Annotated in this window: 14 protein-coding genes; all 14 read left to right on the top strand. The window is 59.6% G+C overall.

Annotated elements, in window-relative coordinates; genetic code table 11:
- Positions 1 to 16 precede the first annotated feature (16 nt).
- The 14 genes from BC358_RS07495 (at position 17) to BC358_RS21785 (ending at position 17,080) form a co-directional block, all read left to right on the top strand.
- Entirely contained in the window at positions 17 to 1,813 is a 1,797-nt protein-coding gene (locus BC358_RS07495) for an SGNH/GDSL hydrolase family protein (RefSeq protein WP_079365327.1), read from the top strand.
- A 10-nt stretch (positions 1,814 to 1,823) separates the two neighbouring features.
- Entirely contained in the window at positions 1,824 to 2,894 is a 1,071-nt protein-coding gene (locus BC358_RS07500; protein WP_079365328.1) for a glycosyltransferase, read from the top strand.
- The gene (locus BC358_RS07505) at positions 2,891 to 3,844 is read left to right on the top strand and encodes a glycosyltransferase family 2 protein (RefSeq protein WP_079365329.1); all 954 of its coding nucleotides are present in this window, start codon (positions 2,891 to 2,893) and stop codon (positions 3,842 to 3,844) included. The genes BC358_RS07500 and BC358_RS07505 overlap by 4 nt, the downstream gene beginning before the upstream one ends.
- Positions 3,845 to 3,875: 31 nt before the next feature.
- Positions 3,876 to 4,835 carry a glycosyltransferase family 2 protein gene (locus BC358_RS07510; protein ID WP_079365330.1) on the top strand — a complete coding sequence of 320 codons (960 nt, stop codon included), beginning with the start codon at positions 3,876 to 3,878 and terminating at the stop codon, positions 4,833 to 4,835.
- Positions 4,832 to 5,563 (top strand): glycosyltransferase, encoded by a 732-nt coding sequence (locus tag BC358_RS07515; protein ID WP_218669475.1) that lies wholly within the window; start codon positions 4,832 to 4,834, stop codon positions 5,561 to 5,563. Before BC358_RS07510 ends, BC358_RS07515 begins: the two co-directional genes overlap by 4 nt.
- Before the next feature lie 98 nt (positions 5,564 to 5,661).
- Positions 5,662 to 6,726 carry a dTDP-glucose 4,6-dehydratase gene (gene rfbB, locus BC358_RS07520; protein WP_079365331.1) on the top strand — a complete coding sequence of 355 codons (1,065 nt, stop codon included), beginning with the start codon at positions 5,662 to 5,664 and terminating at the stop codon, positions 6,724 to 6,726.
- Complete coding sequence (gene rfbD / locus BC358_RS07525; RefSeq protein ID WP_079365332.1) at positions 6,723 to 7,625, top strand: dTDP-4-dehydrorhamnose reductase; 903 nt, start codon at positions 6,723 to 6,725, stop codon at positions 7,623 to 7,625. Before rfbB ends, rfbD begins: the two co-directional genes overlap by 4 nt.
- The gene (gene rfbA / locus BC358_RS07530) at positions 7,622 to 8,503 is read left to right on the top strand and encodes a glucose-1-phosphate thymidylyltransferase RfbA (protein WP_079365333.1); all 882 of its coding nucleotides are present in this window, start codon (positions 7,622 to 7,624) and stop codon (positions 8,501 to 8,503) included. The genes rfbD and rfbA overlap by 4 nt, the downstream gene beginning before the upstream one ends.
- A 4-nt stretch (positions 8,504 to 8,507) precedes the next feature.
- Entirely contained in the window at positions 8,508 to 9,053 is a 546-nt protein-coding gene (rfbC, locus tag BC358_RS07535) for a dTDP-4-dehydrorhamnose 3,5-epimerase (RefSeq protein WP_079365334.1), read from the top strand.
- A 25-nt stretch (positions 9,054 to 9,078) separates the two neighbouring features.
- The gene (locus tag BC358_RS07540) at positions 9,079 to 10,554 is read left to right on the top strand and encodes a mannose-1-phosphate guanylyltransferase/mannose-6-phosphate isomerase (protein WP_079365335.1); all 1,476 of its coding nucleotides are present in this window, start codon (positions 9,079 to 9,081) and stop codon (positions 10,552 to 10,554) included.
- A complete protein-coding gene (locus BC358_RS07545; protein WP_143434217.1) occupies positions 10,554 to 11,345 on the top strand; it encodes an ABC transporter permease in 792 nt (263 codons plus the stop codon). Before BC358_RS07540 ends, BC358_RS07545 begins: the two co-directional genes overlap by 1 nt.
- A 22-nt stretch (positions 11,346 to 11,367) precedes the next feature.
- Positions 11,368 to 12,588 (top strand): ABC transporter ATP-binding protein, encoded by a 1,221-nt coding sequence (locus BC358_RS07550; RefSeq protein WP_079365337.1) that lies wholly within the window; start codon positions 11,368 to 11,370, stop codon positions 12,586 to 12,588.
- Positions 12,585 to 13,982 carry a bifunctional 2-polyprenyl-6-hydroxyphenol methylase/3-demethylubiquinol 3-O-methyltransferase UbiG gene (locus BC358_RS07555; RefSeq protein ID WP_079365338.1) on the top strand — a complete coding sequence of 466 codons (1,398 nt, stop codon included), beginning with the start codon at positions 12,585 to 12,587 and terminating at the stop codon, positions 13,980 to 13,982. The genes BC358_RS07550 and BC358_RS07555 overlap by 4 nt, the downstream gene beginning before the upstream one ends.
- On the top strand, positions 13,979 to 17,080 hold the full coding sequence (locus BC358_RS21785) for a glycosyltransferase (protein ID WP_143434218.1): 3,102 nt from the start codon (positions 13,979 to 13,981) through the stop codon (positions 17,078 to 17,080). Before BC358_RS07555 ends, BC358_RS21785 begins: the two co-directional genes overlap by 4 nt.
- Positions 17,081 to 17,103: the final 23 nt, after the last annotated feature.

Genomic DNA, 17,103 nt, shown 5'->3' on the forward strand with positions numbered 1-17,103 from the left:
TTCGGGGAGAACCTTCATGAAGTCACACCATGCCCTGTCGGCGATGACCCTGGCAGTCACGGCCCTGATCACCGGCTGCGCCAGCTCCGGCGGCTCCACCCCTTCGGTGGCCAACCCCTACAGCAGCAGCGGTGGCAGCTCGCTGGGTGAGGTCCATGTGAACACCATGCGGGTGTTCGGCGACAGTTACTCCGACCCGAACTTCACCAACTCCATCGGCACCATCAACTGGGCCACGCAGATGCAGGGCCGGGGCACGGTCACGAAGTCCGACATCTATGCGATCGGTGGTGCACGCGCCAGCTACGGCGAAGCACGCGCCTTCGACAAGCAGATCGACAACTGGAAGAACCGTGGCAGCGCCATCGCCGACCGGGATCTGACCGTGGTCTACCTGGGCCACAACGACATGGGTCGCAACGGCTCGCCGGACAACAACCTCACCAATGCCAAAAAAGGCTATTCGGATGGCGTGGCGCGCCTGATCGCGGCCGGTGCCGCGGCCGACAACCGCCGGCTGTTTGTCACCCAGTTGCACGACTGGGGCCGCGGACCGGGCGTGTCGTCGCTGGCCTCCCAGCAGGTGATCGGCTGGAACAACTACATCGCTTCGGTGGCCAACGCCACACCCAACGTGATCGCGGTGGACATGTACACCGTGTTCCAGCGCGTCTTCAACGAACCCGGCAAGTTCGGCTTCAACAACGTCTCGACGGCCAACCCCTCCCGCTCGGCAGTGGACACGCTCTACCACGACGCCACCCACTTCGGCAACCGGGGCCAGGACATCATCACCCGCGTCTACCAGCACTACCTGACCCGCGGCTGGGACTGGGCCAACAGTGTGAGCGCCGGCGCCGACTCGGCCGGGCGCATCAACCAGGACATCGACAACGGCACGCTGGTGCTGTCCATGGCCGAACAGAAGACCCTGCAGCCTGGCTTCAGGCTGCTGCCGCTGGGCCTGCGGGAGGGCGATGCCTTCCAGTTCAACGCACGCAACAGCCGGGTGTTCCAGCCGTTCGCCCAGACGCCGCAAGGCTCTGCGCCGACCGGCCTGGCCTTCGACATGCGCGTCGGATCGGCCGACAACGCCCAGAGCAGCCGCATGGGCATCGCCGTGTTCCAGCAGGACCAGGCCAAGTACCTGTCCACCACCGAGCAACGCAACTCCAAGCAGTACACCTCCGACGCCGTGTCGCTGTACTGGAACAAGCCGGTGTCGGGCTGGGTGATGAGCAGCCAGGTCTCCCACCTGGACCTGAAGTTTGCCAGCCACGCACAGGACGGTCTGGTCCGGCGCACGCTGGAAAACCGCCAGAGCGGCAGCACCTGGTCCTTCGAGAACAAGATGCGCTACCCGATGCGTGGCGAGTTCTTCAGCGTCACGCCCTGGGTGTCGCTGACCAACCAGTCGCACAGTCTCGACCCGGCCCTGACCTCCACCCTCTACACCACCGACGTGCTGTTCAGCTCCAACCGGGTCAACGAGTGGCTCTCGGGCATCGGCGTGGACCTGCAGACCGACCCGATCAGCCTGAGCGGCCAGCGCAAGCTGCGTTTCGGCGGCAGCCTGCACCACACCTCCAGCCTGTCGCGCGACACCGTGACCGTGTCGATGCGCGAGTCGGGCTCTCCCAACGTCGTGCAGCGCGAGATTTTCCCGCTGTCCAAGGTCGAGCGCACGCAGCTGGGTCTGCAGGCCACCATGGACGTGGCTCGCCACCTCCAGTTCAGCGCCACCTACGGCGCCCAATTGCAGGACGTGCGCAAGACACAGAGCGTGGTGTTCAAGGCCAACCTCCGCTTCTGATCCGCCCTTGATGAAAATCCTGTATGTCGCCGGACGGGAGGCCGCCTACTCACGCACCCGCATCGTGCTCAACGCCATGCGCCAGAACGGCTTTGAGGTGATCGAATGCCTGCCGCCCAACAAGTCATTCAAGCACTACCCGGGCCTGTTGCTCAAGACCCTACTGAACGCCCCCCGCTGTGATGCGGTTGTGGTGGGTTTCTACGGCCAGTTGCTCGCGCCGCTGGTGCGGCTGCTGACCTGGAAGCCCATCCTGTTCGACATGTACATCACCACGTACGACACGATGGTGTTCGACCGGGAGAAGGCGGCCCCCGGCTCGTTCAAGGCCCGCATCTATGGCCTCAGCGACTGGCTGTCCTACAAGATGACGAAGCTGTCCATCCTGGACAGCCACCACGTCATCGGCCATTTCGGGCGCACCATCCACACCGAGACCAGCAAGTTCCGCCGGCTCTTCCTGGCCGTGGACGACAGCGTGATCAAGCCGGGGCCTTTGCGGCCCGCCGATGGCGAGTTCCTCGTGCACTTCCATGGCGAATACATCCCGTTCCATGGCGTGCGTCACATCCTCAAGGCCGCCAAGCTGCTGGAACCACATGGTGTGAAGTTCCAGATAGTGGGCAAAGGCCTGACCTACGAAGAGGACATGCAACTGGCCCGCGAACTTGGCCTGCCGCATGTGAAGTTTCTGGACCCAGTGCCATACGCCAAGCTGGCCGAGCTGATGTCCCGGGCCGATGTGTGCCTGGGAATCTTCGGCGACAACGAGCGCGCCAAGCTGGTGCTGACCAACAAGGTCGTCGAGGCGATCGGCGTGGGCAAACCCCTGATCACCAGCCGCAACGAGCCCGTTCAGGAGCTGCTCAAGGACGGCGAAAGCGTGCTGCTGGTGAACCCCGCCGATCCTCAGGCGCTGGCCGATGCCATCCTGCGCCTCAAGAACGACGAGCCGCTGCGCCATCGCATCGCGGCCGCCGGCCACAGGGTGTTCAGGCAGCAGTGCGCCACCGAGACCTTCGGAAAACGCTTCACCGCGATCCTGCACGAGGTGCTGGGTACGCGTCGCACCGCCGAATGAGTGAAGCGTCCGGTGCCGCGCCCTGCGTTCATGTGCTGCTGGCGTCCTACCAGGGTGGCAGGTACATCCGTGAGCAGCTGGAGTCGATTGCAGGCCAGACCCACCCCAACTGGACGCTGACTGTCAGCGACGACGGATCGACAGACGACACCGTGCGTCTGTGCGAAGCCTTCTCGCACGAACATGGCGGCCACCGCATCCGGGTCATCAAGGGACCCGGGCGGCGCTCCACAGCCAACTTCTTTCACCTCCTGCGCGCCGTCGAGCCCACCTCCAGCCACGACCTTGTCGCGTTCAGCGACCAGGACGACGTCTGGCTACCGGAAAAGCTCTCCCGCGCCGTGGAGGCACTGCGGGCCCTGCGGCCGACCACGGGCCAGCCGGCGCTGTATGCGGCGCGCACCCGCCTGGTCAACGAGCGACTGGAGCCCATCGGCGTGAGCCGCTTGCCACAACGCCCCCTGGGCTTCGGCAACGCCCTGCTGCAGAACGTCGCCAGCGGCAACACCATGGTTTTCAACCAGCCGCTGCTGCGGCTGATGCGCCGGATCAAACCCGAGCATTCGGTCCTGCACGACTGGACGGCATACCAGGTCGTCACCGGCTGCGGCGGTCAGATGCACTTCGATCCGGAGCCCTGTCTGCTCTACCGCCAGCATGCCGACAACCTGATCGGATCGCAGGGCCGCTCCTGGGACAAGGTGCTGCGCATGGGCATGCTGTTCAAGGGGCAGTACCGCACCTGGGGCGACCAGACGGAGGCGGCCATGAACGACATCGCCAATGAATTGCAGCCCAAGGCGCTGGACGTGCTGCGCAAGTTCCAGGACATGCGCCGCCGCCCCGATCTGATCGGACGCATGCAGGCCGGACGCCACAGCGGCCTCTGGCGGCAGACCCGTTCCGGCCGCGCCTCGTTCTGGCTGGGCCTGGCCCTCAACCAGCTCTGACCAGGCCCCGGCGATCCACCCATCACCCTCCATGAGCCAGTCTCCCGTTCCTACCTATTCTGACCCTGCTTCGACCTGGGTGCTGGTGCTGCTGCCGGTTTACAACGGCCAGCGCTTCCTCACGCAACAGGTGGAATCCATCCTGAATCAGAGCGGCGTGAGCACCCACATCCTGTGCCGCGACGATGGATCGAGCGACGGATCACCTGGGCTGCTGCACGAGCTCCGACTGCGCTGGCCCGAGCGCATCACTGTGGTCGAGGACGACCTGGGCAACCTGGGCGCCAGTGGCAACTTCTCGTGCCTCATGCGACTGGCCTTGGACTTGGAGCCGTCCGGGTTCGGGCGCGCGGCCTACATCGCGCTTTCCGACCAGGACGACGTCTGGCACGACGACAAGGTGGCCATCGGGTTGGCCACCATCCGCTCGCTTGAACAAGCCCGCCCCGGTGCCCCAGCGCTGGTGCACAGCGACCTGCGCGTCATCGAAGAGGACGGCCGGGAGATCGCCCCATCAATGGCCCGGTACCAGGGCTTGCGCCCAGATCTCAGCAGTCTGCCAGCCCAGTTGCTGAGCAACACGCTGACAGGGTGTACCAGCCTGATGAACCGAGCCTTGCTGGAGAAGGCCTTGCCGGTCCCGCCCGAAGCCATCATGCACGACTGGTGGCTGTCGCTGGTGGCCAGCGCCCTGGGCAGCCGCCGGTACTTGGACCAGTCCTTGATCGACTACCGCCAGCACGCCAGCAATGCCATCGGCGCCAAGGCGCAAGACAAACCCGTGGCCTTCAAGACCATCGTGCACCGCTTGTTCGACGACCGGCACGGCGAGATCTTTCGTCTCAACGCCCGCCAGGCGCGAGGCTTTCTGGCCCGGTTCGGTGCTGAGCTGACCGCCCGCCAACGGCTCACCACCTGGCTCGCATCCCAGCTGTCGCTGCCTTTTCCGCCCCTGCAGCGCCTGATCTACCGCGTGCTGAGGCGCTTGTGAGCATCCGCCTGTCCATGGTCAGCCACGGCCAGGCCCGACTGGCCAACCAGTTCCTGCAGGACCTGGCCGGAATACCCGAAGTGGCTGAACTGGTGGTCACGGAAAACATCCCGGACGCGCCCATGCACCCACCACCCGGCTTGACTGTCCTCGCGCACCACAACCCGTTGCCGTTGGGGTTTGCGGGCAACCACAACCAAGCTTTCGAGGGATGCGAACAAGCGTTCTACTGCGTAGTGAATCCCGACATCCGTTTGCCGATCAACCCGTTCCCGGGCCTCCTGGCCGCAATGCAAGACCCTACGGTGGGGCTGGTGGCTCCGCTGGTGCTTGGCCCGGCCGGACAGCCTGAGGACAACGCGCGGCGCTTTCCCACACCCTGGAACCTGGCGCAGAAACTCGCTGGCGTGAACGATGGTCGCTACCACTTGACGCCCCACTCGGATGCCCTCCCGGTGGAGTGGGTGGCCGGTATGTTCCTGCTGTTTCGCGCCCAGGCGTTTCGGGATGTGGGAGGTTTTGATGCTAAATTCCACCTCTATTACGAGGATGTGGACATCTGCGCCCGCCTGTGGAAATCGGGCTGGAAAGTGATGTGCGATCCGGGGGTCACGGTGGTGCATGAGGCCCAGCGCGCCAGCCGGCACAACTTCCGGTACATGCGCTGGCATGCTGCGAGCATGGCGCGCTACTTTGGCAAGCACCTGGGCCGCCTGCCACAGGTATAGCCACCCTTTCAAGACACAAGCCCTTCAGAGCCGCTCCATCCCGATGGGTGGGTGACGGACTTCCACGATCTCGCCCGACACACCAAGCAGGAGAAAAGATGATTCTGGTTACCGGCGCCGCAGGCTTTATTGGCGCGAACTTCGTGCTCGACTGGGTCGCACAGTCCCAGGAACCCGTCGTGAATCTGGACAAGCTGACCTATGCCGGCAACCCCGAGAACCTGGCCAGCCTGCAGGGCAACCCCGGACACATCTTCGTTCAGGGTGACATCGGCGATCGCGCCCTTGTGGACCGCCTGCTGGCCGAACACAAGCCCAGGGCAGTGGTGAACTTCGCCGCAGAAAGCCACGTCGACCGCTCCATCCACGGGCCGGAGGACTTCATCCAGACCAATGTGGTCGGCACCTTCCATCTGCTGGAGTCCGTGCGCGCGTACTGGGGCTCCCTCGAAGTTGAAGCCAAGTCGGCCTTCCGGTTCCTGCACGTGTCGACCGACGAGGTCTACGGCACGCTCGGCCCGAACGATGCTCCGTTCACCGAGACCACACCCTACACGCCCAACAGCCCCTATTCGGCCTCCAAAGCGGCCAGCGACCACCTGGTGCGCGCCTACCACCACACCTATGGCCTGCCGGTGCTGACCACCAACTGTTCGAACAACTACGGTCCCTACCACTTCCCCGAGAAGCTGATCCCGCTGATGATCGTCAACGCCCTGGCCGGCAAGCCGCTGCCGGTCTACGGCGACGGCATGCAGGTGCGCGACTGGCTGTTCGTCAAGGACCACTGCAGCGCGATCCGCCGCGTGCTCGAAGCCGGTACAACGGGTGAAACCTACAACGTGGGCGGCTGGAACGAAAAGCCCAACATCGAGATCGTCAAGACGGTCTGCGCACTGCTGGACGAGCTGCGTCCCCGCACCGATGGCCAGTCCTACGCCACTCAGATCACCTACGTGAAAGACCGGCCGGGCCACGATCGCCGCTACGCCATCGACGCAACCAAGATCCACCGAGAACTGGGCTGGAAGCCTGCGGAAACCTTCGACACCGGCATCCGCAAGACCGTGCAGTGGTACCTGGACCATCCCGACTGGGTGGCGCACGTGCAAAGCGGCGACTACCGGAACTGGATCGGCCAGCAGTACGGAGCGCTTGCATGAAGATTCTCCTGACCGGCAAAAACGGCCAGGTCGGGTTTGAGTTGCAGAGAGCCCTGGCGCCACTGGGCACCGTTCATGCAGTGGATTCAAGCGACTGCGACCTGGCCGACGAACAGGCGCTGCGAGCCCTGATCAGGGCCTCGTGCCCGGACCTCATCGTCAATCCTGCCGCGTACACCGCGGTGGATCGTGCCGAAGATGAAGCCGGCGGGCAACTCGCCACCGCGGTCAATGCCATCGCCCCCGGCGTCATGGGTGAGGAAGCCGCGCGTCTGGGCGCCGCAGTCATCCACTACTCCACCGACTACGTTTTTGACGGCCACAAGGCCACGCCATACGTGGAAACGGATCCGACCGCCCCTCTGGGGGCCTATGGGCGCAGCAAGCGCGATGGCGAGCTGGCCTTGATGCGCAGCACTCCGCGGCACATCGTGCTGCGCACCAGCTGGGTGGTCGGAGCTCACGGAAACAACTTCGCCAAAACCATGCTCCGCCTGGCGGCCGAGCGCGACGAGTTGCGCGTGGTCAGCGACCAATTCGGGGCACCCACCTCTGCCGCGCTGATCGCCGATGTGACCGCGCATCTGGTGCGCCAGCTGCAACGTACGGGCACGGAGCCTTTCCCCTACGGCCTCTACCATGCAACGGCCGGAGGGGAAACCAGCTGGTGCGACTACGCCCGCTTCGTGATCGGGTACGCACTGCGCACGGGACACGCCCTGCGCGTCACTCCCAACGAAGTACACCCCATCGGCTCCGACCAGTACCCCACGGCAGCCCGACGCCCGACGAATTCGCGCTTGGACACCACCCTGTTTCGCTCCACCTTTGGCTTTGAACTGCCGCACTGGCAGGAAGGCCTGGGCCACATCCTGCAACAGATCCTGAGAACGCCATGAACAGAAAAGGCATCATCCTGGCCGGCGGCTCCGGCACGCGCCTGTACCCCGTGACGCAGGCGGTGAGCAAACAGCTCATGCCCGTGTACGACAAGCCGATGATCTACTACCCGCTGAGCACCCTCATGCTCGCCGGCATCCGCGACATCCTGGTCATCTCCACCCCGCAGGACACCCCTCGCTTCACCGATCTGCTGGGTGATGGCAGCCAGTGGGGCCTGAACCTGCAGTACGCCGTGCAGCCCAGCCCCGACGGCCTGGCCCAGGCCTTCATCATCGGCGAGCAGTTCATCGGCAACGCCCCCTCCTCTCTGGTGCTGGGCGACAACATCTTCTACGGCCACGACTTCGCAGCCCTGCTGGGCAACGCCACGCGCCGTCCGGACGGCGCCACCGTCTTCGCCTACCACGTGCACGACCCCGAGCGCTACGGCGTCGCCGAGTTCGACCCCTCGGGCAAGGTGCTCAGCCTGGAAGAGAAGCCGGCGAAACCCAAGAGCAACTACGCGGTCACGGGCCTCTACTTCTACGACAACCAGGTGGTGGAGCTGGCCAAGAACCTCAAGCCCTCGGCCCGCGGCGAGCTGGAGATCACCGATCTCAACCGCCTGTACCTGGAAGCCGGCTCGCTGCAGGTCGAAGTGATGGGCCGCGGCTACGCCTGGCTGGACACCGGCACCCACGACAGCCTGCTCGAAGCCGGCCAGTTCATCGCCACCCTGGAGAAGCGCCAGGGGCTGAAGGTGGCCTGCCCCGAAGAAATCGCCTACCGCAGCAAGTGGATCGATGTCGAGCAGGTGCAGCGCCTGATCAAGCCGCTGGCCAAAAACGGCTACGGCCAGTACCTGCAACAGATCATCAAAGACGAGCTGCGCTGAGCCCATGAAAGCGACCCCACAGTCCATCCCCGAAGTCATCCTGTTCGAACCCAAGGTGTTCGGCGACGAACGCGGCTTCTTCTTCGAGAGCTTCAACCACGCCCGCTTTGAAGAAGCGGTGGGGCGCCCCGTGCGCTTCGTGCAGGACAACCACTCCAAGTCCATCAAGGGCGTGCTGCGCGGGCTGCATTACCAGGTGCAGCAGGCCCAGGGCAAGCTGGTGCGCGTGGTCCAGGGCGAGGTGTTCGACGTCGCGGTCGACATCCGTCGCTCCTCACCCACGTTCGGCAAATGGGTGGGCGCTCACCTGACGGCCGAGAACAAGCACCAGCTGTGGGTGCCCGAGGGCTTTGCGCACGGCTTTGTCGTGCTCAGCGACAGCGCCGAGTTCCTCTACAAGACCACCGACTACTACGCCCCCGCTCACGAGCGCAGCATCCTCTGGAACGATCCGGACCTGGGTATTGACTGGGGATTCACGGGAACACCCAACCTGTCAGGCAAGGATCAGGCGGCCCTGCTGCTCAAGAACGCCGAAGTTTTCGACTGATACCCCCAGGAATGATTGACTACCGATGAAACTCGTTTCCGTTGTGCTCTCCGGCGGAGCAGGTACCCGCCTGTGGCCCGCATCGCGGCAGGCCTACCCCAAGCCATTCATGAAGCTGGGTGGTCGGACCCTGCTGGAACAGGCCATCAGCCGAGGTCAAGCCTGTGGCACCGACCACCTGATCGTGGTAACCAACCAGGACCATCTGTTCCTGACCCAGGGTCTGCTGGCTGAGATGTCGGACCCGCCTCATCCTCACTACCTGCTCGAACCCAAGGGGCGAAACACGGCACCGGCCATCGCCTTGGCGGCCCTGGCCTGCCGGAAGCTGCATGGCGACGACGCCGTGATGCTGGTGCTGCCGGCCGACCACCTGATTCCCGACACAGAGTCTTTTGTGGCCAACGCCCTCGAAGCAGCCCGGCACGCAACCGAGGGGCATCTGGTGGTGTTCGGCATTCAGCCCACAGGCCCCGAAACGGGGTTTGGCTACATTGAGGTCGCCAAAGTTGGACGTCAGGCGCAGCCGGTGCTTCAGTTTGTCGAAAAACCTGATCTCGCCACCGCGAAGGAGTACCTGGCCACTGGCCGCTACTACTGGAACAGCGGGATGTTCTGCTTCACCGCAAAAGTCATCCTGGAGGCGCTCGCAAAACACGCCCCGGACGTGCTGGAGACGGCGCAAACGGTGTTGGACAGCGGCGGCACCTCGGCACTGCCACCGACCGGCGCAGTCGGGGCAACCCAGGTGACGCGCTTCGACGCGCACACCTTTGGCCTTCAGCCCGACATCAGCATCGACTACGCGGTCATGGAGAAAGCGGACAACGTCATGCTGGTGCCAGCCCGTTTTGGCTGGAGCGACGTCGGCGCATGGCCCTCGGTGGCTTCGGCGCACTCGGCGGACGCGGCAGGCAACACCATTGGCATCACCAAAGACATCCACTGGGCTGCGGTCGCTACCACGGGCACCCACGTGCATGTGGAAAGCCACGGGCACAAGGTGATCGCCACCGTCGGCGTCAAGGACCTGGTAGTGGTGGACACACCCGACGCCCTGCTGGTGGCCAGCAAAGAACAGGCTCAGAACGTCAAGCGCGTGGTAGAGATGCTCAAGGAACGGCACCCTGACAACGCCGCGCACCAGACCACCACGCTGCCCGCCGCAGTGCAGCGTCCGTGGGGCACCTACGCCACCCTCAAGGAAGAGGACGGCTACAAAGTCAAACGCATCACGGTTCGGCCCGGCCAGAGCCTGAGCCTCCAGTACCACCACAAACGCGCCGAACACTGGGTCGTCGTGCAGGGGGATGCCCTTGTCCAGATCGGAGAAGCCGAGTTCGCCACCCGTGCAGGCGAGTATCGGTTCATCCCTCTGAAGGAGCGCCACCGCCTGACCAACATCGGCGAAGGGGAGTTGGTGTTGATCGAAGTACAGTGCGGTAGCTATCTCGGCGAAGATGACATCGTTCGCCTGGCCGACGTGTACGGCAGGACGTGATGCAGGTGTTCCGAGCCCTTTGGGCCTACCGCGGCTTCATCCTCGGCAGCGTCAAGCGCGAGTTCCAGTCCAAGTACCGCAATTCCGTTCTTGGTGCGGCTTGGAACATACTGAATCCGCTGTCCATGATCGTGGTGTACACGGTCATCTTTTCTGAGGTGATGAAGGCACGCCTGCCCCAGGTGGAGGGGGCCTACGCATTCAGCATCTACCTGTGCGCGGGCCTGCTGACCTGGGGACTGTTCGCAGAGATCGCCAACAGCGCCACCAACATGTTCGTAGCCAACGCCAACCTGCTCAAGAAGCTCAGCTTTCCACGGCTGTGCTTGCCCGTCATCGTGGTCAGCAACGCACTGCTGAACTTCGCCATCGTGTTCGGCCTGTTCGTGATCTTCCTGGTCATCAGCGGCAACTTTCCGGGCCTGGCCTTCGCTGCCATGGTGCCGCTGCTGGCGCTGCAAGTGGCCTTTGCAATCGGCCTGGGTATCACGCTGGGCATGCTCAACGTCTTCTTTCGCGATGTCGGGCAGTTCTTCGGCATCTTCCTGACCTTCTGGTTCTGGCTCACACCCGTCGTCTACCCGCTGTCCATCCTGCCTGCGGAAGGTCAGGCCTACATGCGCTGGAACCCCATGTTCCGGCTGATCACGGCCTACCACGAGGTACTGGTATATGGCCGCTGGCCCAACTGGTACAGCCTATGGCCGGTGGCGGTGTTGTCGGTGCTGCTGTGCGCCTACGGGCTGTATCTGTTCCGCCGGAGGGCCGGCGAAATGGTGGACGAACTTTGAGACGTTGCTGACAGGACACGACATGGGCACGATCTCCGTTTCCCACTTGGGCAAGGCCTACAAGCAATACAAGTCGCGCCGCGCGCGACTGGCCGAATGGCTGCTGCCCTTCTACCCCAAACGGCACACCCTCAAATGGGTGCTGCAGGACATCAGCTTCACCGTGAACCCCGGCGAGGCGGTCGGCATCATCGGCATCAACGGCGCCGGCAAGAGTACCCTGCTCAAGATGATCACGGGCACCACGCGGCCCACCACTGGGTCGGTCCAGATGACCGGGCGCGTGGCCGCCATGCTGGAACTGGGCATGGGCTTCCACCCCGACTTCACCGGACGTCAGAACGCCGTCATGGCGGGGCAATTGCTGGGCTACACGGTGGAAGAAATCCACCGCCTGATGCCCGACATCGAGGCCTTTGCCGAAATCGGCGACTACATTGACGAACCAGTGCGCGTGTACAGCAGCGGCATGCAGATGCGCCTGGCCTTCAGCGTGGCCACCGCCATACGGCCCGACATCCTGATCGTGGACGAAGCCCTGTCGGTGGGCGATGCCTACTTTGTCCACAAAAGCTTTGACCGCATCCGGAAGTTTCGGGAGCAAGGCACCACCCTGCTCATCGTCAGCCACGACAAAGCTGCGATTCAAGCGGTGTGTGACCGCGCCATCCTGCTCAACGCTGGCAAAGTGGCACTGGAGGGGGAACCCGAGGCGGTCATGGACGCCTATAACGCGCTGATTGCCGACAAGGAGTCAGGCACTGTCAAGCAGATAGCCACCGAGAGCGGCAAGACGCAAACCATCTCAGGCAGTGGCGAAGCCATCATCAAACGCATTGATTTGCTGAATGAAGAAGACAATTCCATAGAGGTAGTCAGCGTCGGCCAAGCCGTCGAACTGCGGCTGGTTGTCCGGACAACCGATGCCGTCCCTGAACTGGTCACCGGTTTCATGATCAAGGACCGCTTGGGCCAGGTGGTGTTTGGTACCAACACCTTTCATCTGAAACAGGTGTTGCATAACCTGAGCGCCAATGTCGACACCACACTGAGCTTCAAGTTTCAGGCCAACCTGGGGCCCGGCACCTATTCGGTATCCACGGCGCTGCATACCAAAGACACACACGTCAGCAAGAATTACGAATGGAAAGACCTGGCCTTGGTCTTCAATGTCATCAACACCAGCAAGCCGGAATTTATTGGCTCCAACTGGCTTTCCCCTTCGATTGAAGTTCTGCCATGAGTGCTGATTTTTACAGGGCCTTCGAAGACAAGTTCCGCGGCTCGCGCGAATTGATCTTGTCGCGTCTGGACGTTTATCTGCCCTTCGTTCGCCCAATCAAAGAGGTCAGCGGACAACCCAACGCCTTGGACCTGGGCTGCGGCCGTGGTGAATGGCTCGAACTGCTGGACCGTGAAGGCTTTGATGCCACAGGCGTGGACCTGGACGAAGGCATGCTCAAGGCATGCGAGCAATTGCACCTGAATGCCCACAAGGCTGACGCCATTGGTTATCTGGAGAGCCTGCCCGATGCCAGCGTTGGTGTCATCTCTGCATTCCACATGGTGGAGCACATCCCGTTTGAAGCGCTACAGCAACTCGTCCAACAGGCCCTTCGCGTGCTGGTGCCTGGTGGTCTGCTCATCATGGAGACACCCAACCCTGAGAACCTTCAGGTGGGCGCACACACGTTTTTCTACGATCCGACGCACCAGCGCCCCATCCCGCCCATGTTGCTGGCATTTCTGCCTGAGCACTATGGCTTTGCCCGCACCAAGATCCTCAGGCTGCAGCAAGACCCACGGCTGGACACTGCCCATTCGCCAAATCTAGAGGATGTGCTGGGCGGCCCGAGCCCTGACTACGCCGTCGTGGCTCAAAAGCGAGCCAAAGCACACATCTTGGCCCAGTTTGATCAAGCCTTTGCCACCGACCATGGTCTGACTCTACACACGTTGGCCACGCGGTATGACGCCAGTCGTGTCCAGCAAATAGATGCGTCCCGAAGCCTCGCGCAACGGGCCCTCTCCTCCGCCGAGGCGGCCTCCAGCGTCGCGCAGCAGGCCCTCTCCTCCGCCGAGGCGGCCTCCAGCGTCGCGCAGCAGGCATTTGCAGACGCTCGTCTTACCCGCGAGCTGATCACCACCTTCGAAGCCACGCTGCAGCACTACCAGCACCTGACCGCCGCCACCGAGCAGCGCATGAATGACCTGCTCAACAGCACATCTTGGAGAATCACAGGGCCATTTCGACAAGTATCAAAAAAAATTAGGTGGTTAACCACAGGTTTGATAGCTTGGGCGACTTTAAAACCCGGAAGCAGGCCACGCAGAACCGCAAGACAGTTTCTATTAAAGCTAAGGAACTGGATCGCCAATCAACCCAAGCTAAAAGCTACCATATTAACAATAATAACTTCATTTCCATACTTAGGAAATAAGTTATTAGCGATCCATAGGCGATACCCCCACACAGCCCAAAATCATACCCAGCAAAAGAATGCACCATCCCCCAGCCCAGAAAATAACATTTCGACCTACAAAGAAACGCTTAGCGCCAGTCGCAAGCGAAGTGCAGACGAAATATTAATTAAGATTTACGCCGAACTGAATGATCAAAGAAGGACATCCAAATGACCATATTTGATAACACCTGTTCGAAAATCAACACCAAGGGTCTGAAGGTTGCAATTTTAGGCACAAAAGCATCCAATGGATTAACAGGAGGGGCAGAACGGTTTTACGATGGATTGCTTAGCGGGTTTCTTGACATCGGCTGTCAAGCAGACTTTATCGGAGTAAATGCAGAAGAACCCAACTTCGAAACAATTATCAAAAACTACGAAGAGTGCGCGAAGTTAGACCTAAAAGACTATGATCTTGTTGTATCGACCAAGGTCCCAACTTATGCAGTCTCGCATCCTAACCATGTACTCTATCTTGTACACACAGTTCGTGTTTTTGATGACATGTTCGATCAAGCCTTCAAATCAAAGGACAGCTTGATTTTAAGTCAGAGATCAATCCTTCATAAAATTGACTACGAAGCAATTTCAAGAATTAAGGCTCGCTACAGCATTGGACATGAAGTTGCCAACCGCCTGTATCGCTGGCGCGGCTTGAAGTGCGAGGTAATTCATCCACCACTTGGCTTCAACAATTTCAAAACTGGAGAGTATGGCGACTACTTTTTCCTGCCAGGACGACTACACTCCTGGAAAAGAATTGATCTAGTCATAAATGCGATCCGTAAATCGGATTTACCATTAAAATTAGTTATAGCTGGTACTGGCGAAGCGGAAAAAGAATTAAGAGCAATTGCCAGCAACGACAATCGGATACAGTTCGTAGGTCGGATTGACGACGAAAGGCTCGTACAGCTTTATTCCGATTGCCTCGCCGTTCCCTTTACACCTTTACGGGAAGACTATGGGTACGTAACTTTAGAAGCATTTGCAAGCGGAAAACCTGTACTCACGTGCACTGATTCAGGGGAACCGTGCAGATTCGTATCGCCGTTCGAAACCGGCCTAGTGGTTGAACCGTCAGTTCACAAAGTGCGTGAAGGCCTTGAATGGCTCTGGAACCATAGAGATAAAGCGCGTTTAATGGGAAAGTCTGGACTTGAATTAGTTGCAGATATGTCGTGGGCCAAAGTTGCATATCAACTGGCAAAAGCAGGTCTCCAGCCCGACAATTTTCGCTCATTTGAAAAGACTAACGTTTGCGTATTGGATATGCAACCGATTGATCCACCCATAGGCGGCGGACGTCAACGGCTGCTCGGGCTATATCACAACTTAGGGAGCGATTTAAGTTGCACTTATGTTGGCACGTATGATTGGCCCGGCGAAAGCTACCGGTCGCACATGCTCAGTAGCAATCTAAAAGAGATTGATGTACCTCTGAGCGAAGCCCATCATGAAGCTGCCCGAGTCCTTTCCTCAAAGGCTGACGGCAAGGTGGTCATTGATCTTGCATTCAGCCAGCAAGCTTACTTATCACCGGACTATCTAAGTGCCAGTAGTGAAGAACTGAAAAAGTCTCAAGTAGTTATTTTTTCTCACCCATGGACATACCCTTTGGTGAAAGATCAGCTACGGCCGGATCAAATTTTAATTTATGACTCGCAAAATGTAGAGGGCTACCTTCGTGCGCAATTGCTTAACGAGAACAATCATCACGAAGCAGATTTATTGCGTCAGGTTGTAGAAGATGAAAATGAATTAGGATGGCATTCAGACTGGATTTTGACATGCTCACACGAGGATTTACTACGCTTTAATCGCATCTATGGATTTCCCATAGAAAAAATGAGAATAGTGCCAAATGGTGTAATGGCATATCGCGACCCGATTGCCTCTCCCGAAAAGCGCCAAGAGGCTCGCCAGCACCTAAGAATCAATACCACTAGCTTTCTTGCGATATTTATTGGCAGTGCGTATGGTCCTAACATTGAAGCGGCCAACTTCATTGCTGAACGACTAGCCCCCATGTGCCCGAACGTAACCTTTGTAATTGCAGGCGGCGTCGGCAATGAAATTAAGTCAATGCCATGCAATGTTCTCGTAACGGGTCAAATCGACGAGGATGATAAAAATCGTTGGTTCTATGCTGCTGATATCGCAATAAATCCGATGCTCTCAGGATCAGGAACGAACATTAAAATGTTCGACTTCATGTCTAAAGGACTCCCCGTAGTAACAACTGTTACTGGGGCGCGAGGCATCGAGACTGCAGGTCGACAATGCCTGCTTTTGGCGGAACCCGAGGCTCTAGATTTTTCTTTGGCTATCGAAAAATTACGAGATGATCAACTACGTCGAGTCGTTGGCGCAGAAGCTAGAGCCTGCGTTGAGGAGGGATATTCTTGGGAACATATATCGGCGCAGTTGGGCTGCTTCATCGACTCTCGTCGACGATTGGCAGGGCAGTCGAGCCCCCTCTTTTCAATAGTTGTTCCGACATACGAACGACATAGTCAGCTGGATGCATTAATCTCATGCATAGAACAGCAGGTAGAACGAGATTTTGAGGTCGTTTTGGTGGATCAAAGTGCCCAGCGATGGGCAGGAGCAGAAGCTCCCCATTCATTCCCTCTTACCTATTTTCACAGCCCCGTCAAGGGAGCTGTAAGAGCCCGAAATACTGGAGCTATGCTCGCTCAAGGCTCCATTCTAGCTTTCGTGGATGATGATTGTCTTCCTGAAGCTGACTGGCTAGCCAATGCTCGAAATTATTTTTGCGATACTGATGTTGTAGGCGTGGAGGGCATTATCTACTCCGATCATTTAGGTGATCCTGATTGGCGCCCCGTTTCAAACGTAGGCCTTGAGGGCATAGGCTTTATGACAGCAAATTTATTTGTTCGATCAAGCGCCTTTCAATACCTAGGCGGCTTTGACCTGCAATTTGATCACCCACATTTTCGAGAAGATACGGACTTTGGATGGCGCCTATTGAATTTAGGGAAAATACCGTACGCCAAAGATGTGCGCATTTTTCACCCAGCACAGCCTAGAAGTATAGAACGAGAGTCTTCCGTCGAGCGTCTAAAATTCTTTCAGAAGGACGCTATACTTTACAAAAAGCACCCCCAAAAATATCAACAACTATTTGCAATAGAACAGCACTTCATAAACACCCCAGGATTTACGAAACACTTAATAAAAGGATTCGAAAATATTAGAGTTCCGATGCCCGCATGGATATCCGATGCAATTAATAGCAAATAGCACCCGTCAGTCAAAAGTTAATT

This window comes from Hydrogenophaga sp. H7 (assembly GCF_002025745.1).
Lineage (GTDB): Bacteria > Pseudomonadota > Gammaproteobacteria > Burkholderiales > Burkholderiaceae_C > Hydrogenophaga > Hydrogenophaga pseudoflava.